This is a genomic window from Bradyrhizobium sp. JYMT SZCCT0180 (assembly GCF_018130165.1).
In the GTDB taxonomy this organism is placed as follows: domain Bacteria; phylum Pseudomonadota; class Alphaproteobacteria; order Rhizobiales; family Xanthobacteraceae; genus Bradyrhizobium.
Genome location: NZ_JAFCLZ010000006.1, coordinates 319,735 through 343,502 on the forward strand (window position 1 = coordinate 319,735; position 23,768 = coordinate 343,502).

Annotated in this window: 23 protein-coding genes and 4 pseudogenes; 13 read left to right on the plus strand and 14 right to left on the minus strand. The window is 58.6% G+C overall.

Annotated elements, in window-relative coordinates; genetic code table 11:
• Positions 1–99 precede the first annotated feature (99 nt).
• The 4 genes from JQ641_RS11580 (at position 100) to JQ641_RS11595 (ending at position 1,875) form a co-directional block, all read left to right on the plus strand.
• On the plus strand, positions 100–339 hold the full coding sequence (locus JQ641_RS11580) for a hypothetical protein (RefSeq protein WP_211996092.1): 240 nt from the start codon (positions 100–102) through the stop codon (positions 337–339).
• Positions 340–415: 76 nt separating this feature from the next.
• Complete coding sequence (locus JQ641_RS11585) at positions 416–850, plus strand: hypothetical protein (RefSeq protein WP_211996093.1); 435 nt, start codon at positions 416–418, stop codon at positions 848–850.
• Positions 851–1,300: 450 nt separating this feature from the next.
• Entirely contained in the window at positions 1,301–1,567 is a 267-nt protein-coding gene (locus JQ641_RS11590; protein ID WP_211996094.1) for a hypothetical protein, read from the plus strand.
• Positions 1,555–1,875 carry a DUF1254 domain-containing protein gene (locus JQ641_RS11595; protein ID WP_211996095.1) on the plus strand — a complete coding sequence of 107 codons (321 nt, stop codon included), beginning with the start codon at positions 1,555–1,557 and terminating at the stop codon, positions 1,873–1,875. The genes JQ641_RS11590 and JQ641_RS11595 overlap by 13 nt, the downstream gene beginning before the upstream one ends.
• Before the next feature lie 108 nt (positions 1,876–1,983).
• Here the strand turns inward: JQ641_RS11595 and JQ641_RS11600 are convergent, their stop codons facing one another.
• Together JQ641_RS11600 and JQ641_RS11605 are read right to left on the minus strand one after the other, a co-directional pair.
• Complete coding sequence (locus JQ641_RS11600) at positions 1,984–3,786, minus strand: sulfatase family protein (RefSeq protein WP_211996096.1); 1,803 nt, start codon at positions 3,784–3,786, stop codon at positions 1,984–1,986.
• Between the two features lie 970 nt (positions 3,787–4,756).
• Positions 4,757–4,974: pseudogene (locus JQ641_RS11605) on the minus strand (SOS response-associated peptidase); the annotation flags it as partial.
• 142 nt (positions 4,975–5,116) lie between these two features.
• Between JQ641_RS11605 and JQ641_RS38670 the strand changes: the two are divergent.
• Positions 5,117–7,018 (plus strand): diguanylate cyclase, encoded by a 1,902-nt coding sequence (locus tag JQ641_RS38670; RefSeq protein WP_211996098.1) that lies wholly within the window; start codon positions 5,117–5,119, stop codon positions 7,016–7,018.
• 150 nt (positions 7,019–7,168) lie between these two features.
• Positions 7,169–7,437 (plus strand): annotated as a pseudogene (locus tag JQ641_RS37850) (DUF1214 domain-containing protein); the annotation flags it as partial.
• Positions 7,438–7,641: 204 nt separating this feature from the next.
• Here the strand turns inward: JQ641_RS37850 and JQ641_RS11615 are convergent.
• The 4 genes from JQ641_RS11615 to JQ641_RS11630 all read right to left on the minus strand — a co-directional run bounded on the left by JQ641_RS11615 (position 7,642) and on the right by JQ641_RS11630 (position 12,666).
• A complete protein-coding gene (locus JQ641_RS11615) occupies positions 7,642–8,664 on the minus strand; it encodes a HupE/UreJ family protein (RefSeq protein WP_211996099.1) in 1,023 nt (340 codons plus the stop codon).
• Positions 8,661–9,518: a peptidylprolyl isomerase gene (locus JQ641_RS11620; protein ID WP_249150348.1), complete on the minus strand. Its 858-nt coding sequence runs from the start codon at positions 9,516–9,518 to the stop codon at positions 8,661–8,663. Before JQ641_RS11620 ends, JQ641_RS11615 begins: the two co-directional genes overlap by 4 nt.
• Positions 9,515–11,464: a DUF3604 domain-containing protein gene (locus tag JQ641_RS11625; protein ID WP_211996137.1), complete on the minus strand. Its 1,950-nt coding sequence runs from the start codon at positions 11,462–11,464 to the stop codon at positions 9,515–9,517. Before JQ641_RS11625 ends, JQ641_RS11620 begins: the two co-directional genes overlap by 4 nt.
• Positions 11,465–11,634: 170 nt before the next feature.
• Positions 11,635–12,666: a SphA family protein gene (locus JQ641_RS11630; protein ID WP_211996138.1), complete on the minus strand. Its 1,032-nt coding sequence runs from the start codon at positions 12,664–12,666 to the stop codon at positions 11,635–11,637.
• 465 nt (positions 12,667–13,131) lie between these two features.
• Between JQ641_RS11630 and JQ641_RS11635 the strand changes: the two genes are divergently transcribed.
• The 4 genes and pseudogenes from JQ641_RS11635 (at position 13,132) to JQ641_RS11650 (ending at position 15,783) form a co-directional block, all read left to right on the plus strand.
• Positions 13,132–13,389 (plus strand): hypothetical protein, encoded by a 258-nt coding sequence (locus JQ641_RS11635; protein WP_211996100.1) that lies wholly within the window; start codon positions 13,132–13,134, stop codon positions 13,387–13,389.
• 142 nt (positions 13,390–13,531) lie between these two features.
• Positions 13,532–13,810: pseudogene (locus JQ641_RS11640) on the plus strand (formylglycine-generating enzyme family protein); the annotation flags it as partial.
• Positions 13,811–14,122: 312 nt separating this feature from the next.
• A pseudogene (gene cax, locus JQ641_RS11645) lies at positions 14,123–15,261 on the plus strand (calcium/proton exchanger).
• Between the two features lie 48 nt (positions 15,262–15,309).
• Entirely contained in the window at positions 15,310–15,783 is a 474-nt protein-coding gene (locus JQ641_RS11650; protein WP_349628536.1) for an ion channel, read from the plus strand.
• Here the strand turns inward: JQ641_RS11650 and JQ641_RS11655 are convergent.
• Positions 15,778–16,224, minus strand: a complete 447-nt coding sequence (locus JQ641_RS11655; RefSeq protein WP_211996101.1) for a hypothetical protein — start codon at positions 16,222–16,224, stop codon at positions 15,778–15,780. The two genes, JQ641_RS11650 and JQ641_RS11655, sit on opposite strands and share 6 nt — an antisense overlap.
• A gap of 300 nt (positions 16,225–16,524) precedes the next feature.
• Between JQ641_RS11655 and JQ641_RS11660 the strand changes: the two genes are divergently transcribed.
• Entirely contained in the window at positions 16,525–16,767 is a 243-nt protein-coding gene (locus JQ641_RS11660; RefSeq protein ID WP_211996102.1) for a hypothetical protein, read from the plus strand.
• 28 nt (positions 16,768–16,795) lie between these two features.
• On the opposite strand, the gene ppk2 is transcribed toward JQ641_RS11660, so the two are convergent.
• From ppk2 to JQ641_RS11675, 3 genes are all read right to left on the minus strand, one after another.
• The gene (gene ppk2, locus JQ641_RS11665; RefSeq protein WP_211996103.1) at positions 16,796–17,614 is read right to left on the minus strand and encodes a polyphosphate kinase 2; all 819 of its coding nucleotides are present in this window, start codon (positions 17,612–17,614) and stop codon (positions 16,796–16,798) included.
• Between the two features lie 18 nt (positions 17,615–17,632).
• The gene (locus tag JQ641_RS11670) at positions 17,633–18,142 is read right to left on the minus strand and encodes a hypothetical protein (RefSeq protein WP_211996140.1); all 510 of its coding nucleotides are present in this window, start codon (positions 18,140–18,142) and stop codon (positions 17,633–17,635) included.
• A 261-nt stretch (positions 18,143–18,403) separates the two neighbouring features.
• Positions 18,404–19,258 (minus strand): metal-dependent phosphohydrolase, encoded by an 855-nt coding sequence (locus tag JQ641_RS11675; protein WP_211996104.1) that lies wholly within the window; start codon positions 19,256–19,258, stop codon positions 18,404–18,406.
• 521 nt (positions 19,259–19,779) lie between these two features.
• Between JQ641_RS11675 and JQ641_RS11680 the strand changes: the two genes are divergently transcribed.
• On the plus strand, positions 19,780–20,073 hold the full coding sequence (locus JQ641_RS11680; protein ID WP_211996105.1) for a hypothetical protein: 294 nt from the start codon (positions 19,780–19,782) through the stop codon (positions 20,071–20,073).
• Positions 20,074–20,149: 76 nt separating this feature from the next.
• Here JQ641_RS11680 and JQ641_RS11685 read toward each other — a convergent pair whose 3' ends face one another.
• The gene (locus JQ641_RS11685; RefSeq protein ID WP_211996106.1) at positions 20,150–20,497 is read right to left on the minus strand and encodes an addiction module antidote protein; all 348 of its coding nucleotides are present in this window, start codon (positions 20,495–20,497) and stop codon (positions 20,150–20,152) included.
• Between the two features lie 134 nt (positions 20,498–20,631).
• On the opposite strand from JQ641_RS11685, the gene JQ641_RS11690 reads away from it, so the two are divergent.
• Positions 20,632–21,441 carry an outer membrane protein gene (locus JQ641_RS11690; RefSeq protein ID WP_211996107.1) on the plus strand — a complete coding sequence of 270 codons (810 nt, stop codon included), beginning with the start codon at positions 20,632–20,634 and terminating at the stop codon, positions 21,439–21,441.
• Between the two features lie 162 nt (positions 21,442–21,603).
• On the opposite strand, the gene JQ641_RS11695 is transcribed toward JQ641_RS11690, so the two are convergent.
• The 3 genes from JQ641_RS11695 to JQ641_RS11705 all read right to left on the minus strand — a co-directional run.
• Complete coding sequence (locus tag JQ641_RS11695; protein WP_211996108.1) at positions 21,604–21,777, minus strand: hypothetical protein; 174 nt, start codon at positions 21,775–21,777, stop codon at positions 21,604–21,606.
• A gap of 238 nt (positions 21,778–22,015) precedes the next feature.
• On the minus strand, positions 22,016–22,957 hold the full coding sequence (locus tag JQ641_RS11700; RefSeq protein ID WP_211996109.1) for a hypothetical protein: 942 nt from the start codon (positions 22,955–22,957) through the stop codon (positions 22,016–22,018).
• Between the two features lie 25 nt (positions 22,958–22,982).
• Positions 22,983–23,768, minus strand: a 786-nt coding sequence (locus JQ641_RS11705) for an MBOAT family O-acyltransferase (RefSeq protein ID WP_211996110.1), incomplete at its 5' end; no start/stop codon positions are given.

The window sequence follows — 23,768 nt, forward strand, 5'->3', positions numbered from 1 at the left end:
GAACGACGAGAAGAGCCGCAGCGCTTCGGAGCGCTGCGGCTTCGCAACCCGCATTCGCTCAAAGAAAGCAGTCAGCGTTTCCGAACGGAGGAGGCACAAATGAAGCTCTCGATTTCATTGTCAGCGCTGCTGATAGCCGGGTTCATGGTCGCAAGCAGTGAACCGGCCAGTGCCGTGGTCTACTGCCAGTACATTAGTTATCCGGCCAATTGCATCGTCAGACCCGGCGTCCGGTTGGTGGCGCGGCCAGTCGCGCGCGCCGTGGTGACTCCCGGCGTCGGTCGGGTGGGAACGCCGATGAATCGCGGCGGTCCGGTCAATCGCGTCGGCCGGCGCTAAAGCGCGTCAATCTTCAGGAAGCCGCCATGCCTGAAAACAGCTCGGCGTCTCATTGCGTCTCATCAGGGGAAAAGTCATGAAAAAGCTCGGTAGAAGCGTCGCTCTGGTTGCCTTGCTCGCAGGCGTAGCCGGTTTCAGCACACCATCGCGGGCCGAAACCGGTCAGGTTGCCGTCGTGTTCACGAAAGGCGGCTTCATTGTCGGAGCTGGCGGCGGTGAGGGCGTGCTGACCTTCCGAGGCAAGCGCTATCCGTTCACTGTATCGGGCATGAGCATCGGCTTTACGATCGGAGCCTCAACAACCAAGCTGGTCGGACGGGCCGTCAATCTGAATAGCCCGGCTTCGTTTGAAGGCAGTTACAGCGCGATCGGAGCCGGCGGTGCGGTTGCGGCCGGGGCTGCAGGCGTTCAATTGCAGAATGCCAATGGCGTGATCTTGCAGCTCAGCGGCCCGAAGGTCGGCGCTGAAGTGTCGGCTGCAGTGGGCGGGGTAACGGTTCGTTTTAAATAGGTGTGAGGCGTTCAGTTCGCGCCGAGCGGTCGCGCCTCAGGGGTCAGATATTCATCGAGAAAATCAAATGTCTGTAACGAAACTCATATTCTGTTGCGTCGGGATTTATCATTGCGGACCGGCCTTTGCCCAGGTCGAACTCAAGACCTATGCGAACCCCTTTACCCAACCGGGTGATCGGCCAGCACGATAGGGGCGAATCGCGGTGCTTGGAGACCAGGCCCATTTGAAATGGCTACCTGCGGCAAATGCCATTTTTGGCTTGCTAGTTGCACCCTGCAAGTTATGTGCGGGCTACCCATTGGGGACTTGTATTCCACTAGGGAGTTAGCAGCATGAAGCATCACGCTAGATTTGCAGCCGGCTTGGCCTGCCCTGCATTGATACTGTCCCACTTCGAAAGCGCCCAGACCACCCGCCATCCCTCCTTCGCTCATCACGCCGGACCGGGTGGAGACTCGGATCGGCACCCTTGAATTCAAGGACGGCGCGCCGACGGTGGAAACCGCAGAGAAGGTCCGCGACACGCTCGACTTCACGCGCGCGCTGAACGTGTACAACAACAGCTTCCGCGGCGCCTCGGCATATGCGCTGGGCAAGGGCTTTCAAAGTATCGGCGCTGAAGACAACATCCCAGTCATCTTCTCCGAGTTAATGGATGCACAGTCGCTATTCTCACGGCCAACGCCGATACCGTCTACTACATGGCGGTGGTGAACCTGTCGAAGGGGCCGATGGTGGTAGAGCAGCCACCCAAGGGCTGGGCACCATCAACGACATGTGGTTCTCGTGGATCGTCGACATCGGCTTTCCTGGACCCGATCGCGGCGAAGGCCGGGAAGTATCTGCTCGTGCCGCCCGGTTACGACGGACCGCTGCCCGAAGGCGGCTTCTATATAGCGCGGTCGAAGACTAATCGCGTGCTGTACGCGGCGCGTTCGTTCCTGGTCAACAACGACCCCAAGCCGACTGTCGAAGGTTGGTTGAAAAACGCTTCTTCGGTGGGCAGAGAGGGCGCACTGTGAAAGGCGGCCCTACGCTCATAGCCGTCGAGCGTCAGATTTCCTGCGGGAATGCACGTAGCCAGGTTGATCGCCATCGGCTTGCAGCCCGGCGTAAATTCAGCTCCCGGTTCAGGCGCCTGACATTGTTTCGGCCGTGACCTCCCAACCGGCATCTATGCCACCGGGAAGCATCTGCCCGCGATCCTCACCAACCTCTGCGTCGATCAACCGATTCAGCTTCTCATTCATGGCGACAACGAGTTCCCGGTGTTGCTTGCTATTCATCGCGAGATTGTTCATTTCGTATGGATCGGCTTTCACATCGAACAGCTCTACATCGTTCATCAGGTAGAGGTCTTCGAAAGTCGTGGGGCGGTTGTGTTGCTTCGGCGAAAAATAGCGCGTGAATTGGTACCGCCCATCAAACACCGACCGTACCGCGCCACGCTTCATCATGTCGGGGCGGATGCCCGCACTTTTGAGATCGCTCGATTTGCCTCCCTGTTGCATGTAGGTAACGGCTTTGTTGAGAAAATCCCCGTCGAGGTAAGCGAACATGTTGTAGTTGAAAAGCGCGCCGTCGCGAGCGGCCGTGAACTCGGCGCGCTGAGGAGCCGCGAGGAGTCCGGACAAATCCTTCCCGGGAAGGTCTTTGACAATCCTGGCCCGCTTGTCCGGTGCGACCGCGCTAAGCCCTATCAGCGTCGGCGCGATATCCACGTGCGAGGTGACAGCCCGACACTGCTGCCCGCCTGCGTGCGCGGGGTGAGCGATGATCAACGGTACGTTGTTTTGCTCGCGGTACGAGACTGCACCCTTGGCGTGAAGTTGATGCGCGCCGTCCATGTCACCATGATCGGCGGTTAAGATCACGATCGTCTTGTCGGCAAGACCGGAGGCGTCCAACGCGGCCAGAACGGTCTCGATGTTGCGATCCACATCGCGCATGCAATTTAGATAATAGTTGTGGCGCCGGTGCCAGCGGGAACCCTCGTTCGGGATGTGGCCGACCAGCGCGTCGTGGGCCTTCAGGAAATCACGGTGCGCCGGAGGGCGACCCGGCGCGTCAAGTGCCTGAAAGTGACTCGCCGGGAGCTTGAAGTCCCACTGCTTCGAATAGAGCGGATCGACCGGATCGCGCGCGACGCGCTTGATACCGCTTTTTGTCTGGACCACCGTGCCGGGGGCATCGGTGTTGTAGTACATTACATCATGCGGGTTGACGAGGTTGACGGCGAGGAACCAAGGCTTGCCTTCCTGTGACAGATCGCGTGCCTTGCCGCGCAGCCAGTTGACGCCCATTGCGGCGATGATGGCGTCGTGCAGGTATCCGCCCTGCGTGTGTGCGATGATGTCGCCCACGCCGAAGTAATCGGCGAAGCCGTACGCCTCCATCTCCTCCGTGAAAATCTTGGTCAGATGGCCATGTTCGTTGACCGTCTCAAATTCCCTGGTCAGATGCCACTTGCCTTTGTAGGCCGTGTAGTAGCCGGCGTCGCGCATCATATCGCCAAGGGTCGGAATCTCGGTCGACATGCTCTCGATCCAGGGGAAATTCGTGTTGTCGAACATTCGCGTTTGCTGGATGTGCCGCCCGGTATAGAGCACCGAGCGGGAAGGCGTGCACACGCATGAACCGATGCGGTGATTGACGAACGTTGTGCCTCGTTTCATCAATCGCTCGTGCGCAGGCAACCGATAACCCGCCGGGAGTTCTCCGGGCCGGAACAATCGCTCCTGGTCGACCAAGAGGAACAGGATGTTGTAGGGCTGCGCGCTCTCGCGGCCTGCCTTGGTCGAGCTAACCGCCGCATGGACTTGCCCGCTCGCGTCGGCCCCCGCGCCGAGTCCCAGAGCCATCGCACCCATTCCAGCCGTGCGCAGGAAGCCTCGACGCGAGTCAGCCGGGCCCTGCGGATGATCGTTACTCATGTCCTATCCTTTTCTTAGTCAGGACGCATTGCGGTAGATAGTTGATCTTCAGCCGGTCGATCTTGCCCATTGAACTTGAAGGGAGCGCGGTCGTGGGACGCCAGCAAAGTCCAGGCACACGCAAGTTGTTCCCAAGATCGTTCAATTTACCGCGCGGCAGCAATCGGAATGAGGTGCCTGGCCCCACCTGACGGAGCAGTCACCAGTCTGGCGCAAGGATCGAGCGGTAGCTATGCAAAAAGCAGCCAAGCCTGCGGCATCATGTCCGTAGTTGGCACATTTGAGACGTGCCCGCCTAATTTGAGAATGTCCGTTCACCGGGGTAGACCGGATTCGCCGTGGTCCGGTCAAAACGACGCGAATGACCCATAGCCGTCCTTCGCGCATGTAGCGCTTCCGATGCACTATTCGCACCTGCATGTGTGCGACTGCCATCTCCCCACTGCCGTCCTACCTCGCCGAAGACGCGGTAGTCGGACTTCCCTTTAATGATGTGGCCGCCCCGCGGATATTTCGGTCGTTATGGCACGTTTGACGTGCCGACGTACCCTGCGAATGTGCGCTGATCCGGGTCGACCGGAAGTGACTGGCCGACCGTCAAAACGACGCGATTGACCCCTTCCACGCGTCCCCATTTAAAAATTTGCTACCAATTGGTGTCAGCCTAGCGCCATTGCAGATAGGTCGCGACGAGCGGCAGCGAATTCCGAAAGGCTTTAACCCGACCAGCCCGGTTGGCGGTCTTTCCGTGGGGCCCGGTATGATCAAAGGGTTCGCAATTGCCTCTTGGTGCTGCTTGGTGCAGTGCAGCTAGATCCGTATCTCACTCACGGTAGGTATACCGACGCCGGCATGTCGATGGTGCGACACATCAGGCACTCTTTTCGCGTTTGAGGTGCCTGGCGTGAGATGGGCAAGGCTTGAATGCCACCGAGCGCTCGGGTTCGACGATCATGCCACTGCGCGGTCCTTATTTATCCGCACCGCGCGCGACGATCCTCAGGGGCCGCTGCAACACCTTAGCCTCGTCCCACATCGCGCGCATCCAGACGCCGCGCACCTCATCGGTCGTCAAGATCACCGGCATGGCCTTCAGGTGGATCGGCTCGAGGACGGCGTTCGACGCCTGGGTCAGGAACCGTAGAACGAGGTGAGGCCGGGGGCCGGTTTCAACTTCGGACCGCGGTCGCATTTCGCTGCCGATTGGGAAGCGCGAGCCATTTGCCTCAAATTAACGGTGCGAGTTGGAACTCGGCTCTACTAAAGAAGCGGAAACTCGACGTTGAGACGGGTCCCCTAGTCTGTCCAGCAAACAAGGACTAAGCATGTCGTGCCTAAGGTCGTTAAGTCACCATTAACCGTCATCGCGGTGCTACTCTGCATCACCCTGGCGAGCATCTGGAGCCTGATCGCCTGGAAGTCGGTCCAGGCGCGGACGGCAGCGTTTGCCAAGGCGGGGTCCGAAACGCTGGGGCTGACCCATTCCTTGGCGCAGCACGCCTCGAAGACTTTCGGCGCTGTCGCGCTGGCGCTGTTCGGCGCCCGACAGTACGTCGAGCACTCCGACAGATCGGCGCGCGCCTCGGCGGAGATCAATGACTTGTTGGCGCAATACGTGAAGAACGTCCCTCAGGTGCGCGAGCTTGGTGTTCTCTCAGACAGCGGCAGCTGGATTTACTCGTCCTTTGAAACCGTGCCGACAGTGAACAACGCGGATCGCGACTACTTCAATTATCACCGGTCGCATCCCGAGGACGGAGATGCACGGATCAGCGAGCCGCTCATTTCCCGCGTCACGGGTAGGCCGACCCTGCTAATGACGCAGCGTCTTTCGCACTCCGACGGATCCTTCGCCGGCGTCGTGTTTGCCGCCGTGGACCTTCAATATTTCCGAACCTTCTATGGTGGCTTTGAGGCCGACCAAACCCGTTCGATCACGCTGATGAAGACTAACGGCAAGGTACTGATCCATCGGAACGAAGGCGAAACCGGCAAAGACGTGGCCGGAACTCCTCTATTCTCCAGCCGTCTGAAGAACTCCGCCAGTGGGCTTTATTCGATCGTCTCACTCTTCGACGGGCAGACAAAGCAGTTCGCCTACGAATTGCTGCCGGATTTTCCGATCGTCATCAGCGTGGCGGTGGCCGAGGAAGCAATCTTGGGCGCATGGCGAAAGGACCGCAGCTTCGACATGTTACTGGCGGGCGCCATCTCCTCGCTCCTGGTCGTGCTGGGTGGGGTTCTCGCGATGCAGTTCCGGAAACGCGCCGCAATGGCGAAGATGCTGCGCGAACGCGAGCGCGGGTACCGGCTGCTCGCCGAGAACGTTGAAGACGTCGTGACCCGCGTCGATAAGAATGGGAAGCGGCTGTACATCTCGCCCTCGATCGAGAAGCTGCTCGGCTGGTCGGCCGCGGAGATCATCGGTCAATCGGCATATGGCAATCTTCACCCAGGCCATCGGGAGATCGTCAAGGCCGTCCTTGAGGGACTGGGACCGGACAATCCGACGGCCGCCTGCGAGTACCTCACGTGCCGCAAGGACGGGACCTACGTCTGGGTGGAAGCCCAGATGAGCTACGTCGCCGATCCAAAGGAGCCGTCTCCGGAGATCGTCGCCGTCGTAAGGGACATCTCCAAGCGAAAGGCTGCCGAAGAACAGCTGATGGCCGCCAACGAGCGGCTCAAGGAGCTTTCCGAAACCGACACTCTTACCGGCATCGCGAACCGGCGAAGGTTTGACGACACGCTCGCGCGCGAGTTCAACCGATGCCAGCGTTCGAAATCCGATCTTTCGCTACTGTTCGTCGACATCGACAAGTTCAAGTCCTTCAACGACACCTACGGTCATGGAGCCGGCGACGACTGCATCCGCCAGGTTGCGGATGTGCTCGTGTCCAATTTGAAGCGACCCGGCGACCTTGTGGCTCGCTACGGTGGTGAGGAATTCGCGGTGTTGCTTCCCGAAACCGGTGCGGATAACGCTGAGCTAGTCGCGGAAGCCCTGTGCCAGGCGATCGCCGATGTGGGGCTCGCGCACGCTGGAAGCAGCTATGGCCGCGTGACTGTCAGCATCGGAGTTGCGGGAGCTCGATGCGATGCGAGAACGAGCGCCGCATCGATTATGACGGCTGCCGACGGGGCCCTCTATGTGGCGAAGGAACAGGGTCGCAACCGTGTCTGCGTTGCTGCCGAAAGCCCGAGCCTGACGCTGGTACGGCCAGCGGGCTAGGCCTCGCGGAGACGCGTGCCCGCGATCATTCAGGATCGTCGCGGTCGCGGGCGCCTTACCGACGAGCTCCTACACTCTTGCGTTGGTTGTTTGAGTATGTCGCCCCAGCACGCCTGCACCCCGATTTGTGAGATGTCGTACAACCGAGGGGCGGTCACGCTCTACGACACCCAGACGCGTTCGCAACTCCAGACCAGCCAGAAATTCCCCACAGTCGGAAGCCAGACTAAGGGGATCGAGAAGAACGCGGATGGCTCATACGACATAAATTCGCGCCGAAAGCGCCGGCCGGCAAAGAGGGCAACTGGCTGCAGACATTCCCGGACAAGAGCTGGTTTTTGCTCCTGCGCATGTATGGGCCACTCGAACCTTGGATTAACAAGACTTGGCGGCCGAGCGAGATCGCAATGGTTCCATGAACGCGTCGGCGCGTTTGCTTACCGGACAGTAGCCGCGCGCAACGCGACAGCGTGTGGTCGCCGATCATGCCGAGGTGACTTCTGCTATTGGCACCTTTGAGACATGCCCGCCTATCCTGAGAATGTCCGTTCACCGGGGTAGACCGGAAGTCGCCGTGGTCCACCCATAGCGGACACCGGTCTCTTACACCGCCCTTAACCCCGCTACACAAAAAGGGCCGTCGTACGCTCAACCAGCCAGTAGGCCGCCATGATGCCTATGGCGTAGGCAACGGTCACATCGAGCCGGTCAAGAGATGGCTGTATACGCCCAGGTTCCAATAGTTTTGACACCACAAAGCGTAATAGGGATATCAACGACAAGACTGCGGCAACGAAAACGAGCTGCCCAATCTCCACCCCAACATTGAAAAACAGCAGCGCGACGGCGATCGAATGTTGAGGCAATCCCACCTCAGCCAGCGCGCCAGCAAATCCAAAGCCATGCAGGAGGCCGAAGGAGAAGGCAACAAGCCATGGGCGGCGCGCGGTCAAACTCGGCTTCCCACCGCGGGCGTTCAGAATCTCGACCGCAACCAGCATGATGCTGAGTGCTATCGTTGCCTCCAGGGGCGGTCCTGCAACATTCACGAAGCCCAGCGCCGCCGCTGCAAGGGTAATGCTGTGCGCGATCGTGAATGCCGTCACCGTGATGGCCACGCGCCTCCAGCCTCGTACGAGAATCACCAGCGCCAGCACAAACAGCAAATGGTCGAAGCCGAAAAGAATGTGTTCGACACCTAGGTGGAGATAGGTCGCTGCGATTTCCCAAGCGCCGGGCACGGCTTGAATGATGAATGCCGTCTTCGTTGGAGAAAGCCGTTCGGTCTGTACTGCGCCGGCGAGACTTTCGATCCGAACCAGTACATCAGTCGATGTGGCCGAAAGTCCGTTGATGGATATCAGCTGCCCTATAAATCCTCCGTCCCGCCGAATGGTGCGGCGTTCAACATAGACTCCGTCGTTGAACGATGCACGGGGCGGCCCTACATCTTGAGTGCCCTCGGGCAGCTTGACGTAGATCGCGAGCCGCAAGTCGTCCCCGCGCGCGGGGATTTTGAAAAGCAAATTGTACTCGCCGGGGCTGGTCTGGCGCATTTCCAGATAGCCAGGCCGAAGTTCATCCGAGATCGCGGGTTGCGCCAGCAGCACCGCCAGAACAGCAATGAACAAACGAAAACGGGTCATCGACCAACGTCGGCTGACGCCGCCTTGGAAGGAGGCGCTTCGACCACGATTTCGTAGCGCTCCCGTAGCGAGGCATACAGCTTCTGTTCTGCCCCAAGGCGCTGCGCGTTCGCCCACTCTCGGCGGACGGCCGGCCGGACATCATCGAGCGACGGCAAGCTGCCGGAAACTCGCTCGCTGATGAAGACGAAATGCTGCCCAAAGCTCGAAGAAACCGGCCCCTGCCAGCGCTCCTTTTCCATCGCGAGTACCCGTTTGGCGAAGCGTTCTCCAAACTGGTTCGTTACCTTTGTTGCCGAGAAGCCACGAAACTCCTCGCCAAGCAGAAAGGGATCGCCGAGTGCCGTCGTATCTACAGCCGCGTCGGCGCCAGCCAGGACGCTGGCAACCTGCTTGCTATCGCTCTCGATGGTATTCGGGCGCCGCCTGGCGCTCAGGAAGACGTGACGGAATGTGATTTGATCGTCGGATTTGAAGCGCTCCGGATTGGACGCGAGGTAAGCGGCAAGCTGCTCGTCGCTCGGTTCGGGCATGTCCGCGGCGAGAAATTCCATCTTCTGCCGCACGCGGCGACGAATGATGACGTCGTCTCGGTCGAGCCCGGCCGCTTTGCCCTCGCGGTAGAAGACTTCGTCGCGAATGTAGTCTTCGATAAGGCCCTGCAGTTCCTGCTCGCTCGGCGGCCGCCGCCACGTCCGCACAAATCCGTCGCCGAGATTGGCTATCCGCGAGGCGGAAACGACGATTTTCTCGGGCGCCTCATTTCGCTTGCCAACGAGACCGTAAAGCGCGAACAGCGCCGCACCAATCGCAAGAAACTGGAATAACGGTTCTCTCAGCAGCCGAGCGATCAAGGCGTGTACCAGATCGGTGAGGTATAAGCGCGTTCGGTGGTTGTCATTCTGACTTCCGCCGGCATTTTGACACTGAAGTATTTTGCGTCATAGGCCGTCCAGCGCGGCGTCGGAATTTCGATCACCCGCACATAGTAGAACGCGCGCAATGCGGGGTCGAAATCGGGATCTTTCCATACCGTGATCATCTCGCCCGCGCCGATCGTGTTCGTCCACGTCGCATTGGCGACATCGACCGTGCTACCGACGGATGTTCTGCTGCGGCCCTCGGCGTCGATCGTGCGGCCTCCAGACACTGCGACATCATAAATGCGTTCCTGCGCCTGCCCGTCCTTGCCAACCCAGCCCTTGATGACCTGGATCCGGTCCAGATTTGCGCCGATCGGATCCTTCAATGCGGCGACAAGGAACGAAGGCGATTTTCCCTTTGGCGCATCGCTCAAATCGCCACCCATCGGTACACCCTTGGTGTAGCCAATTCGCGCCGGCGTGCGGTTGTTGGCATCGGCATCCTCGAAGTCCCAGCCGCCGAAGAAGCGAACCGCCATGCGCGACCCAGTGGTGGCGTAGGTCTCGCGCCGCTTCATAGCGTCGAAAATTGCCTCACGGGTATTTTCAGTTGCCCATACCGCGGCGTACCCCGCCGCCGTCGTCTCCCAGCCCATGATAACGGCAATATTGGTCTTGACGAAGGGATGCATCGCCCGGACGGCGCTTGGTTCGGCGGAAGATGTCTTGCCGAAGAAGTTGTCCTCCTCAACGGCCGCGAGCGCGGTATGCGTATCGGTGCTGCCGACCAGGCCGAACTTGTATGGATTAACGCCGAGTTCGACCTCCATCTTGAGACCGTTCTTGAGCGCCGAACGGACATACTCGAATTCGAGCATCTCCGGCTTTTTCACTTCGGTCAGATCTAGGTTGCCCTTGTCCCATCGTTCGTAGTTTGCAAATTCATCATTGGGTGAAAGAAATGGATGAGTCTCGCCATCGCCCTTCATTTGCGTGGCTTCGTAGAGCGGCTCCCAGCGCATGCGGTTCTCCGCATATTCGCGGTCGATCCGCTTGCCGTTGAACGATTCGATGATCGGAAACATCCGACCGTTGCTCAGATTTCCGTTGTGCGCCAGCGCAAGAATTTCGGCGCCGGTCTTCTCCTCAACCATCGCCATCCACTTCCAGAGATCGCGGGGATTTGGACTGCCAAGCGGCGGCTGCGTGGTGTAGGGTTCGACGAGGCTCGCCTTGGCTCCGTTGTCGCGCCAAATGACATTGCGATGAAGATTGTTGCCGCCCGCGTTCGACGTCCACTCATAGCCGATGAATGCGGTGAAACGACCCGGCTCATTGGCTTCTTCGGCGGCTTTGATGGTTTCGCGCCAGGCGCTGCGATAGGCCGGCGTACCCGGCGTCGGGAAGCCCTTCGGCAGTTGGCCTTTGCCGAAGCTCACGATGATATCCATCGCCGCCTGCGCACCTTTGCCGGAACTGATCTCGTCGTACCACTTCCGCCCCTGCGGCGTCGCCAACAGGCCGGGATCGCCCCCGATCAGTTGCGGGAAAAAGCCCATGCCGTCCGAATGATCCGCCACCACCATGAAATCCAGCGGGCGCGAGAGCTTCGCGCGTTGTCCGCTGGAAGCGATGACTTCCTCGCCCTTGGCAAAGCGATACGCGTCCTTTGGGCCGAGCCGGGCGCCGAATGCGCCGGCGTCCATCGAATATGAGGTGTGCGTGTGGGTGTCGCCGAAGTACGGCCGGGTCGGAAAATTGCGCCCCGCATAGGGCGAGTAGGGCGGCTTGGACGGAAACACCTTATCGGCCGTTTCCTTGTCGAGCGTGCCGATGTCCGTGGTTAGATCATCCGCGGCAACGGCAGTGGCAACCAGGCATGCGGCACAAACGCCGGCCAGCGCGGCTCCGGAGATGGAGGACAAACGGAACATCATCGGTGCCCCTATCACTTCAAGTAATGGCTTTAAAAAATTTCGAGCTATAGCGATGTTAGGCCTTCCCGAAACCGCTTGGAAGCCCGTAGTGCTTATTTGGTCAGGCACACTACCGTTTCCGGACGCTTGGCGTAACCGGCGCCTCCATCCGAGGACGCCATATGATCGCATTACTTGGTGGCGATCCGGCGGGTGGGTGCCACAGTGCTGGTGGGGGCCATCGGCGAAATCGAGAATGTCAGCCAGGTGTTCCATCCCGACGGCCGGTTGGCGGCTTCAAATTCGCCGTAGCCCTTCAGGTTCAGGTATCCCTGCATGTCGCCTACCGGAAAAAGAAATCCGATCTGCGGTCCGATTCCCAGAACACGCGATCGGAATCCGCCCAGGATCGGATGGGCGCCGAAGTCATCCGTGATTTGTTGATATCCATATCCTACCAGACCGACAAACACCTGCTTCGACAGAAACTTGGAAGCACCCCAGTCGATGTGGAAATCGATGCCGCTCTGATAATCCCGATCCTTGTTTATGAAATTGTAGGTAAAGCCCGCGACCGCCGAAAATTCGTGCCCGGTTGCTGGATTGAAGTAGGTGTAGCCGCCGCCCCCATCGATAGCGGCGTGACCAATGCCGAGATTGGCAAGGCGGGTTCGATCATAGGCCCCGACAGGAATGTCGCCGGTCACATAGGTCATGAAGTTGTGGACGCCGGCGTTCCACTTCAGTGTTGCCTGCGGATACAGGTCGCCTACCGACGTAATAGAATCTCCAAGGAAGCCGGTTCGTGTCGCGAATAGGGGGCCAACTGCCGCCGTCAGCGTGCCGTCGATGCTGGCGCTCGACCGCCCGAACAGGCCGGTTACACCAATGGCCAGCTGCCCACCGAGCACCGGCGTCGCGAAAGTATAGGTGGGATTGAGCAGGATGAGATCAGCCTGCGCATTCAGGTTGAGGTTTAAATTTACGTTGACGGTCCTCGGAATCCTGGCGATCTCAATCTCTCTTGCCGCCGCCGCAGCGCCGGACGCCCCTACGGTGGTGTGATAATACACCTCGGCCATCGACCAGCCCGGCACGGTTGGCACTGCTGCGAGGCTGCCGAAGCGGCCGGGGACCCAGTACGATACCCCGGCTTGGTCGGCCAGTACCGGCTCGGGCAGCACCCCGAACATCAGCGCTGCGAGCGCAAAACCGGCGTGCATGAGCCAGCGGCCTCTCCGTTGCTCGGATTTCGCGTGCGCCATGTCTTAGCCTCCGGAGCGAACCGTGTCCGCACATCGAGTGAATGCCTCACGGCCACCCGGCACAATGACAAAAAAGATCGTTGGGAAAGTCTCTCGATCTCTGTTGCCCGAAAAACACACGGAAGTTCAGGCTCTGGTGGCGCTGCGCGGACGCAGTCATCTGCGCCACACCCAGTTGAGGGGCCTTGGTTGCTGTTGACCCCAGGCTGAATATCGCCTCCACTCTATTGCGATCAGGTTGCCCTAGTCGGTGTCAAGCCAAGCGCATACCGTCGCGGTGTGCGGGCCAGCACTTCTTCAAGCACCGAGAATGAGCGCCTTGAAAGTGGCGTCGGAATCAACGTTTCCGCAGGCCGAGCTAGAAGTCGACGGTCCTCACGCAAATCAAAGGGTCCTTTAGGGGTCCGAGAGAGGGAGACCAAGATGAAGCTTTCGATCGCGTTATCAACGCTGTTGATCACCGGCTTTATGACCGCCAGCAGTGAACAGGCCAATGCCGTGGTTTATTGTCAATACGTTTCCTATCCGTCCGGCTGCATCGTGAGGCCCGGAGTCGTGCTGCGGCCGCGGCCGGTGGCCCGAGCCGTGGTGACCCCGGGCGTAGGTGCCCGTGGTGTGGGCGTGCGGGCGGGGACACCGATGAATCGTGGTGGCCCCGTAAATCGGGTCGGTAGGCGCTGATTCAGAAGCGTCACGCGTTGGCGCATCCCGACGGATACCTTCAAAACCGCATGTTCGTCGTTGGGGCGACCGCTACCCGCGTTTAATTCAGCGGTGTTAACAAGCGTGTAGGCCGATTGTGGACTAGCAAGGCTACGATCCAATGAGCGAAGGTACCCTTGCACAAACGCAACTGATTTCAACCCAGGCGGCGCCTCCTCTTGGGATGATCGGGATTGAGGGCAGAATCTTTCGGATGGGATCCGATAGGCACTACCCGGAAGAGGCGCCTGTCCATCGTGTCAACGTCGGTGAATTTTTCATTGATCGCAGCCCGGTGACGAACGGCCAGTTTCGTAAATTCGTCAATGCGACCGGCTACCTCACGTTCGCGGAGATCAAGCCAAATCCAAAAGATTATCCCGGGGCGCTTCCGCACATAGCAGGGCCGGCTCGAAGTAATCATGCATGCGGGAGGAGATGATCGAATAGGTCGGTAGTTGTTTCGGTGCATGAGTCCGTTGTTGGCACCTTTGAGACATGGCGACCGGTCCAGACGATGTCCGTTTCCAGGGGAAGAGCGGAAGTTCGCGGCGCGCTGTCAAAGTGACGCGATTGACCCTCAACGGACATCAGCGGCGCGGCTTCTGAACCTGCCCCGCCTGTCCGATTTCGCATAGACAGTCGCCAAACTCCCCTACAGATTAAGCGAGCGCTTGCGAGCGCAACGACTCGAAAGCATGGAGGGGGTGCCATGAATATGTTGCTCAAAAAGATCCGTCACAACCCTCTGCTGGTTGTTGGCTTTCGTGCCCATTCTGTTCGTTGCTCAGAAGCTGAAGCCGGAAGCGCACACGCTGCTTTTTGTGCTCTCCGTCCTGGCAGTCGTGCCACTGGCAGCTCAGTCACGCCACCGAATCCGTGGCGGCCAAGACCGGCGATACCGTTGGCGGCTTGCTCAACGCCACGCTAGGAAACCTGACCGAGCTTGTCATCGCACTGACCGCATTGCGTGCAGGGCAGTATATGCTGGTGAAGGCATCCATCGCCGGGGCGATCGTCGCCAACACGTTGTTCATGTTGGGCGCGTCGTTTCTCCTCGGCGGGCTCAAGCACCGCGTGCAGGAATACAACAAGGCCAGCGCCCGGTTGCAAGCGGGCCTGCTCCTTCTGGCCACGGTCGCGATCTTGATCCCGTCGGCAGTCACCGAAGCCGATTCCGTGGCGGGCTCGGCCTTCACCGAGACGCTGAGTGTTGGTCTGTCCGTGTTGCTTATCGCCGTCTATGGCCTCGGCCTGTTGTTCTCGCTCAAAACCCATCGCGATTTTTTTGCCGGCGCGGAGCACGCGGGGGCGGGCGAAACGCCGTGGCCGCTGGGCCTGGCGCTGGCCACATTGGCCGGCGTCACCGTACTGGTCGCACTGGTGAGCGAAGTATTCGTCGAGTCGGTGCAGCACGCCGCGGTGGCATTCGGGATGACCCCTGCGTTCGTGGGCTTCATTGTGGTGGCACTGGTAGGCGGCGCGGCGGAGGTGGCCTCGGCGTTTTCGGGCGCGCGCAAAAATCGGCTGGACCTGAGCGTGGGCATCGCGCTGGGGAGCGCATCCCAAATCGCGCTCTTTGTCGCTCCGGTGCTGGTATTGCTCAGTTATGTCATCGGCCCGACACCGATGAGCCTGCAATTTTGGCCGGGCGCCGTCGTCATGATGCTCATCGCCACCATGACCGCCTCGCTGGTGACCAACAGCGGACGGTCGGCATGGTTTGTCGGCGTGCTGCTACTGATGGTCTATCTGATTTTCGCCATGACGCTCTACCTGTTGCCGCCCAAATCAGCCAGCGAAGGCGCAGCACCGCACAAGACAACTGGGCTCGATCCAGCGCGCACATGACGAGGGCAAGTTCACGTCACTTGACGCCACCGCGCCGGAGCGATCCTTATGCTGCGCCAATTTCTCGCAAGTATTGCGGTCAGCGCGGGCAACATCGCGATCCACGCAATTGTGATGGCCGCCGTCCTATGGGTGGCGCGCATCGCGGAAGAGCGCACCACGTCGCGCCCATCACTTCGACTGGTCGGCGTCATGATTGCGACCGTATCGGTCTTGATGGTCGCGCATATCGCTGAAGTAACCGTTTGGGCATTGACCTACAGGATCGTGGGGGCGGCACCGCCTGGCACTGATTTCATCTATTTTGCCTTTGTAAACTACACAACGCTCGGTTACGGCGACGTGACGCCGGTTGAGACGCTGGCATTTACTCGGGCCAATGACGGCGATGAACGGCGTGCTGCTGTTCGTCTGGTCGACCGCCGTCATTTTCGCGGTGCTGCGGGCAGCAGTGATGGCCCAGACCGAAGAAAGCAAGAAAAGCCTATCTTGATGACTCAAGAGACTGCATCGCAATCATGAAGGGCAACGGAAGTACTCGGTCTTGAGTTCCTGCATTCCGGGGAAGAGGCGGGTAATCTTGTTTTCATTGTCAATCTTGAGGCTGAATTGAACTGTCGCGAGCGCAACATCGGTCGAACAACTGGCAATGAGGTGCAACACGTCACCGTCTTCCTTCTGTGTCTTGATGAGGCAGGTCGCGATTTTTCCCCTGAGCCTGTTTTTCTCATAGACAAATCCGCTGCCATACACATCCGCATCCTTGGCGAATGCCAGGTTGGCACCACTCCCTGTAAAGATCTTCTTGCACGCCCCAGCATCAGTGACCCAGGCCCCGGTCAAATCCCTTGACTGGGCTGCAGATGCAATAATTAGCGGCCCTATCAAAACGGCAAATATCCCGATCGCGAGACGAATGCGATACGTTGGGCTAAACCATATGCTCCGAACCGCTTCAGCCATGTCTAATTCTCCGTTGTCGTCGCTTACGAGGTTGGCTCTCTTCCAGGCCCGGTCGGGATAGTATCAGGGCTTGGCAGCAACCGGTCATAGCAGCCTCCATTGCTCCCATGGGGGCGCGCTGAAGGTACCAAGCTTATTCGATGAAGATCAAGGAAAGCCCGACGTCAGGCCTGATCCTGCTGTCCTGCTGCGGCATACCCGAAAAGGCGTCGGTCACGGACTGTTGACAGCAGCTCATTGTGACGCAACCTTGCATCAAGTGCCGCAGGGCATGGAAGTCAATCTGAGGCGACGCAAGCAATGAAGGTTCGTTTTGCAACGATTTGCGTGATGCTCGCATTGATCGCAATGCCGGCGCACGCGGCGGGCCGCCCAAGCTCAGAGGAGCTCGCCGACTGCAAGGCCCTCGCCGACCATGCCGCCGAGCTTATTCGCGCCGGTCAAACAGTCATCACCACCCGCAAGCAGCTTCGGCGTTGCATCAGAATCCAGCGTGCGGAGCGGCGGCGTGCGAGCCGGGCAGCGGGCGGCAACCGAAACTGACAACGCCGCGGCCCAAGCTACAAGGGAATCAACCTGCCACTGGAACGATTCTCAGAGAAGCGCGAAGCGGCTTGCCGGGGGTAACCTTGCGTTTCGGCAACTTGACATCCCCCCGGGGCACTTTCTCGTAGGGAATATTTGAGAGCAGGTGCGAGATGATGTTGAGTCGCGCCTGCCTCTTGTTGTCGGACCGAGCGATAAACCATGGCGCCCACGCGGTGTCGGTCGCCTGGAACATGTCGTCACGACACCGCGTATAATCATCCCATCGCGTATAGGAATCCAGATCCATCTGGGACAGCTTCCATATCTTTCGCTTGTCGTCGATCCGGGCTGCGAGCCGGTTGGTTTGTTCCTCCGGACTGACCTCGAGCCAGTACTTGAAAAGTATAATTCCCGCTTCGACCATGGCCTTTTCGACGTTAGGGACCACCCTCAGGAAAGCCTTGGCATGATCCTCCGTGCAAAAACCCATCACCCGTTCGACCCCGGCGCGATTGTACCAACTGCGGTCGAAGATCACGATCTCGCCCGCAGATGGAAAATACGGCACGTAGCGCTGAACATACATTTGCGACTTCTCGCGGTCCGTTGGCGCGGCCATGGCAACGACGCGGAAAACGCGCGGGCTGACTCTTTCCGTGATGGCCTTGATGACACCTCCCTTGCCGGCGCCGTCTCGTCCCTCGAAGACCACGCAGACCTTCTTGCCCTCGTGCTTCACCCATTCCTGAAGTTTGACGAGTTCGACGTGCAGCTTGCGCAACTTCTCCTCGTACTCCTTGCGCTTGAGTGCCGGAGCGTTGGTGTCCTCGCTCTTGCGATTCTTCTTGGCTACCTGGTTCATAATTCAGTCCCCCAGCTGTCAGCGCTTCGCTTCTTCCCAAGTCAGGAAAAAGCCGACATCTCCCGGCATGCCCGCCGGCCAATCCACGATCATCGCCTTCAGGCCGTAGCCTTGGGGTTGCAGGTGGTCGCGCCAGAACTCGAAGGCTTGAAGCGGCCTGCCGAGCAAGGTGGTCGGCCATCCCTTTTCCAGATTGTTGAGCGCGCGCCCCTTGTCCGAGCACAACGCATTCGGGAAACGCATGACCAGAACTTCCTTATTGCCCTTTAATGCAGCGTTCCTCAGTTGGCCGAGCACCCGCCGCTTTACCTCAGCAATCTTTTCAGGTGTGACCGCGACAGGCTCCATCAACGACTTGATGAGCTCCGCGCGCGCTTTGGCGGCCATATCACCGACGTCTTTCGACACCTTGGCCATCTCAGTCTTCATCACGTAGTTGCGCAGCTCCGTAGCCGACATGAAGCTTTCGTCTCCAAGCTCTTGTGCGGAGTCCGAGCTACCCTGTTGGATCGTTGACTGTGACGACATGACTAACTCCACTTGGTTGAGGAGCAGGATGATGGTGTCCTGCATGCGGTACATTCGCTTAGCTGGTCACGATGGCGCTTGTGCGGTGCTATAGCCTTTAATAGTCGCTATACTAAACTGCTTTCCGCACAATTGACTATGCGAAATCCGGCCGTTCTCGCTGTCCGATGTGACATGACCTTCACAGTTGAGCTCTCAGGAAAGTGCGGAGAAGCCGCCCGATCCGGCGAGGGACCGAGAGATTTGTTACGCTCGAAATTTCTATCGCTGTGGCCCAGACAGCTTCACCTCGCGTTCAGCCCGAAAAACGTTGCTGTGGAGGTTCGCGATCCATTGGCGACCCCTGGAAGTCGCATTGAGATAGCGGATCGCAAGCTGTATTTGCGGCGCGACATTGGTCAAGTAGAACTGCGGAAACTTATAGACGATGTCGGCAGGCGTTGCGTAGCCTAGCCTGTTGTTCAGGCCGATCTCCTCGAATTCGTAGAAAAGCGCATTAGATTTCCGCATGTAATTTGGGTCGCCTAGCTGGCCGATCAAGTCGGCTGCTCGCAATAGTAACCCTTCCTCTTCATTAAGATCGTCGGTGTCGGCCTTCGGTGTCGTCTCATAGGGAAACCGGGTGTATTCGATCGCCTTGGCAATTCTCGACGCGTCAACTCCCTCCACCGCATCGAACCGTTCAATCACAAAAAGCTTTGAGCGATCGACGTGGTACGACGCGAGCGCGGCGTCTGAAGATCCCACGGGCAACTGAATCTTGCGGCCGCTGACGTCCGCAACATACGCGTCATCCTCGTCGCCCTGGACGATGCCGCGGACGTAACCGATGTCATGGGTCAGGCAGGCTAGGATGAAATTTGTGTAGTCGTCTGCCGTGGTGGCTCGTGCCAACGCTCGGCCAATCAGGATGTCGTGGCCCACCAGGGTCACGAGCATCGTATGTTCGATGTTGTGGTACAATGCGTCACTGTTGCCAATGCACTCCAATGCCAGCTTGGCTGCAAAGGGCAGGAGCTCTGTCAATCCAGCCTGCGAAGCCACGAATCGCCCTCTAGTTTCGTGCGCCAGGAATGAACCCAAGGCTTCCGCGGTGAGTTGAGGAATTGTGATCATCTTGGCTCCTCATGCTGTGGTTTGCATCACGATCGACAAGGCAGTTGGCGCGAACATATCTCGCAGCGGCTTCGACCAGCGCGCGCGAATAAGGATGGCGGGAACGTTACAACGGCCGCATATTGATGCTGGCGGCCCAAAATGACTTCGTCCAGAACGCAGTGAGAGAGTTTGGTGATTGTCTATGCAAAATCGGATAGCAACGCCTCGCCTGGGTATATACCCGCAAAACTACGGGTTTTTGTTTCCCGGCAATCCATTGAACCCGCCGGCAAAGCCGACTTTCCGGTTGAGCATCGGGATTCGCCGCCTCAACCATCGACCTCGCGTGCCTTGAGCGCAGCCCCAGCATCTCTTCCCGAGGCTGGGGCCGTTTGGTTTTTTTGGACAAGTAGAAAAAACCAGCTGGTTGCATTCATAATGTGGACACCAATCGAATAAACATAATTTTCGGCGTGGCGGCCCGCGATCGAGCAGCCAAGACGGCGGGGTTGCACCGGTGTTTCAGCACGGACGCGTCGGTGACGGCAACCACACTTGCTGAAGCGTTTAAGTCGTCCCTCCGTTCCGCCGTCCGGCGGCAAACTGAAGTCGACAACGCGATGGTGTCTCTGAAAACAGCAATCGCGGCGTCGCAGCATGGCAACGCCGACAATTTAGTGTTGGTCATGGGCCAGATTAAGCACAGCGATCAGAGGGTCGCTAAAGCTCTCGAAAAGCGGCGTCACCCGGTTTGTCGCGGAAGCACCGAACCGGCGACCGTTCGCGAGCATTGGGTGTTGGCAGGTAAACGCTCGATGTATCAGCCGCGCTAGCAGCGATTCTGGCCCGGCACGCCTTCAGACACCTTACGGAGAATGTGCCTGGCATCGCGACAAGTCCTGTACCGTCTCAGGATACGAGGGGGCCCTTAGGCTTGGGCGGTCGTCCAAGCTTTGGCCGCGGCGCGCGTTCTTTAGGTGGGGTTGGCATTACTGATAAACGAACTCCCAGTCCATCGAACAAAGCCATGACACGTCCGAGTTGAGGGTCGATCTCACCGCCAAATGTTTTGTACAAGTTGTCTCGGCGAAGGCCCGTTTCGCGCGCCATCGCCTTTACGTTTTGGGCTCGCATTACCCGATTCAGCGCAATTAGGATCTTACGCAGGTCATTTTTGCGAAATATATCATCTAGATACGCCGCAATCGCTCCCGGGTTGTCGCGGTAGAGTTTCGGGTCAAATTCGTCGTCTGACATCAAGCCCTCAGCGCACTTTGCCGTTTAGTGTGGCATCCCGGTGACAGCTGTCCAAGCCGAATTGCGTATACTCCTTTCATTGAATTTTGGAATCGGTGCGACGCACCCGGCGCGACAGGTAGGGAAATAGTGACATGAAGAAATTAGTGCTCGCTCTGGCTGCGGTAGCGGCAATCACCGGATCGGCCTCGGCCGCTGACCTTGGGGCTCGTCCGTATACCAAGGCGCCGCCCCCCGTGGTTCCTATCTATAACTGGACCGGATTTTACATTTTCGGCGGTGGCGGTGGCGGCATCTGGTCTGCAAACGGCGGCGTGGATGTCACCGGGGGCCCCTGCATCGTTTGCACCAACACCCGCACTGGCGGCGACGGCTGGTTCGGCACGGTGGGTGCCGGTTACGACTGGCAGAGCGCGAACTGGGTGCTCGGTATTTTCGGCGATGGCACCTTCGGTAGCCTGAAGGGCAACATCGGTGATTCGAGCTTCACCGCTCCTGGCAGCCTCATTCCGGGCATCGTCGGCACCACGAAAATGGAGACGGCTTGGGCAGCTGGCGCACGCGTCGGTTACCTTGTCGCTCCGAACGTCCTCTCCTACGTGAACGGTGGTTATACGGGCACGTACTGGACGGGCAGCACGCTGCTGGGTTCAAACACCGGTACTCCGTCTGGTCTCCACACTGACCGCTTTAACACTCAGGGCTGGTTTGTGGGCGGTGGCGTCGAGAACAACCTGAACATCTTCGGAATCAATGCTCCGGGCTGGTTCATGAAGACTGAATATCGCGCGGCCTATCTTGATCGCAAGAACCTCCAAGAGCGGGTCGATGGCACCAATCTCCCGACCGGCTTCGACATCACCTTCAAGCCTTTCGTTCAGACGATCAGCACTTCGCTGGTCTATCGCTTCAACTGGGGTGCTGCGACCGGAACGCGGTACTGATCTCCCGATTGATCAACTTAAAAGCCCCGGCATCGTCCGGGGCTTTTTTGTTGGGCGCGCCGACGACGCAAAAAACTACCCGCTCGGCTTGGGCCAATGGGCCTGCCTGTCGGCCTGACGATGCCCGTTTCTCGCCTGAAACCGGAATCGCGTGGCAGAGGCTCAATCCGACGTGATTGGCACCTTTGAAATAACCGGGCAGGTTTTCGGTTTTTGTTGCCTAAGCGCGGTTTTCACGGCGTTGGGCATCGGCAGCGCGGCACGTGCGATCAGGGGGCGACGTGACGATGGTACGTCGACCATCGCATCCATTTCGGCTTTGTCTGCAAATCCCATTGCCGTCCATCGAAATGATCCGGACGTGCAGCGAGGGTGATCCATTGATCCAGACTTCCAGCTGGATGCGAAACCCACCTTCGTCGTAGCCGCTCAGTCCACCCAATTCCTCGAACGCCGATGTTCGCGCCGTGTTGGATAAATCCGTTTTGAGCGAAAGACCCTCCTGCAAACCTACGCGTTGGCGTGACGTGCAATTCCAAACTCCACCAGGTAGCCTCGAAATGGCGACTTTGAGTTAGCGGGCAAGGTCTGAGGATGTCCGCTTTACCACCTCGCTACCAATTTTCCGCTCGATCGCTCTCTCCAAAGAGCGGGCCATGATGATAGCCGATCGTTCGTCAAGATGTGCTCCATCGGTCCATCGGATCTCGTCGGATGGATAGTCCAGTGATAACCATCTGCCGTGGTCGTGCCCAAAGGCCTCTGCCATCGCTGACCGGCCCGTGGTCATATATCGGGACCGCGCGAATGCGGGGCCCAGAGGAAGTTCGTAAAAGAACACCGAAATGCTTTGCTTCTCGAGCGTTTCCACGAGGTGCTTCAGTTCGGCTACATGTCGAAGGATAATCTGATCGTGATCCGGATTGTTCCACTCAGCCAGGATAGCAGCGAGCGCAAGTGGGTTGTATTCGGGGGCTGGCGGCTTTCGTAGAATTGCCTCTTCCAGAGCCGATTGCCGAAGAAGCGCAGATTTGTCATCCCTGTCAAAGCGTCGCCAATCGTCGAGCCTTTGCTGGTACAACGCGGCTAATGTGCGAAGGGGCCTGAAATTCATGGGGGCTCGCGCAGGCTCCGCATTACTCGTGCGGACCCTCTCAACCATTGCCTGGTCGACACCGCGAGAAAGAGTATTGGTCTCGATCGCTATGAGCCGCGGCCGAACAGCAGTAGCTGCCTCAATCATTGCTGCCCCGGTCAACGGAGATCCGCCAGGCAGCGCCAGATTTCGAACGTAGAGTTTATGAAAAAATTCTTCGTGCAGTCGCACGGTGAACGAACTGCCCGTTAACGCGATCGGAGCAACTGGACTATTGAGATAACGATCGGCAATCTTGGACAGTATTTCATCCGTCGTGGTCGAGGGAAAGTCCGGGATGTCATTGAAGAGCCGAGGAGCTACCCAGCACATTGCCAATACTGCGGCACATGCAGCGCTCGCCTTCACAAACCAGCTCATCGAGGTCGTACGGTCCATGTCCAACCTAGAACTGGAAATATATGAACGCTGTGTCGGGGCCGGCTTCGATTAGCATCAGAGCTGCCATCGCGCCATACACATAGGGATCCAGGTTACCTCGTAGCACAACGAGCCTCTCCGAGGTGATAAAATGCTGTATGAGAACTGGCAGCGCATAGATCAGCGCCAGACTTCGGTAAATGCGCGCAGGGTTGGGCACGGACTGATCAACAAACATGCCAGAAATATAATCCATCGCATGCTCGAAATTCGGGAGTTTGAAGAAAACCCATAGGAAGGAGACGCATAAAAAAACAACAAGCATGCGAGCCGCAACGATCACGCGACGCAGAGCGGCAATCGTCGCAAGTTTTTCTATCAAGGGCAGGAACGGACGCTCAATCACCAGAAGGAGGCCGTGCATTAGCCCCCATGCCAGGTAGCTCAATCCGGCGCCATGCCAAAGACCACCCAGGCCCATCACGATCATTAGATTGAGGTACGTCCGTCCTCGACCATGGCGGTTGCCGCCTAACGGGATGTAGAGATAGGTGCGGAGCCAGGTTGACAGCGAGATGTGCCAGCGCGTCCAAAATTCAGCAAACGACTGCGAGATATAGGGCAAGTTGAAATTGATTGGCAGACGGTAGCCGAACAGCAGCCCCAGCCCGATCGCGATAGCAGAATATCCGAAAAAGTCGGCATAGATTTGATAGCTATAGAGGAACAGGCACAGCCAGCGGTCGCTGCTTCGAAGCGCATGGTATAGAGGAAAATCCATGTTGGTCGTAAGCGTGTTGAGGTTGTTCGC

Excerpts from the sequence above, each read along its gene's own strand:
- JQ641_RS11580 (WP_211996092.1), top strand. The coding sequence starts at position 100 with ATGAAGCTCTCGATTTCATTGTCAGCGCTGCTGATAGCCGGGTTCATG.
- JQ641_RS11585 (WP_211996093.1), top strand. The coding sequence starts at position 416 with ATGAAAAAGCTCGGTAGAAGCGTCGCTCTGGTTGCCTTGCTCGCAGGC.
- JQ641_RS11595 (WP_211996095.1), top strand. The coding sequence starts at position 1,555 with ATGGCGGTGGTGAACCTGTCGAAGGGGCCGATGGTGGTAGAGCAGCCA.
- JQ641_RS11600 (WP_211996096.1), bottom strand. The coding sequence starts at position 3,786 with ATGAGTAACGATCATCCGCAGGGCCCGGCTGACTCGCGTCGAGGCTTC.
- JQ641_RS11615 (WP_211996099.1), bottom strand. The coding sequence starts at position 8,664 with ATGACCCGTTTTCGTTTGTTCATTGCTGTTCTGGCGGTGCTGCTGGCG.
- JQ641_RS11625 (WP_211996137.1), bottom strand. The coding sequence starts at position 11,464 with ATGATGTTCCGTTTGTCCTCCATCTCCGGAGCCGCGCTGGCCGGCGTT.
- JQ641_RS11630 (WP_211996138.1), bottom strand. The coding sequence starts at position 12,666 with ATGCACGCCGGTTTTGCGCTCGCAGCGCTGATGTTCGGGGTGCTGCCC.
- JQ641_RS11635 (WP_211996100.1), top strand. The coding sequence starts at position 13,132 with ATGAAGCTTTCGATCGCGTTATCAACGCTGTTGATCACCGGCTTTATG.
- JQ641_RS11650 (WP_349628536.1), top strand. The coding sequence starts at position 15,310 with ATGCTGCGCCAATTTCTCGCAAGTATTGCGGTCAGCGCGGGCAACATC.
- JQ641_RS11655 (WP_211996101.1), bottom strand. The coding sequence starts at position 16,224 with ATGGCTGAAGCGGTTCGGAGCATATGGTTTAGCCCAACGTATCGCATT.
- JQ641_RS11660 (WP_211996102.1), top strand. The coding sequence starts at position 16,525 with ATGAAGGTTCGTTTTGCAACGATTTGCGTGATGCTCGCATTGATCGCA.
- ppk2 (WP_211996103.1), bottom strand. The coding sequence starts at position 17,614 with ATGAACCAGGTAGCCAAGAAGAATCGCAAGAGCGAGGACACCAACGCT.
- JQ641_RS11670 (WP_211996140.1), bottom strand. The coding sequence starts at position 18,142 with ATGTCGTCACAGTCAACGATCCAACAGGGTAGCTCGGACTCCGCACAA.
- JQ641_RS11675 (WP_211996104.1), bottom strand. The coding sequence starts at position 19,258 with ATGATCACAATTCCTCAACTCACCGCGGAAGCCTTGGGTTCATTCCTG.
- JQ641_RS11685 (WP_211996106.1), bottom strand. The coding sequence starts at position 20,497 with ATGTCAGACGACGAATTTGACCCGAAACTCTACCGCGACAACCCGGGA.
- JQ641_RS11690 (WP_211996107.1), top strand. The coding sequence starts at position 20,632 with ATGAAGAAATTAGTGCTCGCTCTGGCTGCGGTAGCGGCAATCACCGGA.
- JQ641_RS11695 (WP_211996108.1), bottom strand. The coding sequence starts at position 21,777 with ATGGGATTTGCAGACAAAGCCGAAATGGATGCGATGGTCGACGTACCA.
- JQ641_RS11700 (WP_211996109.1), bottom strand. The coding sequence starts at position 22,957 with ATGAGCTGGTTTGTGAAGGCGAGCGCTGCATGTGCCGCAGTATTGGCA.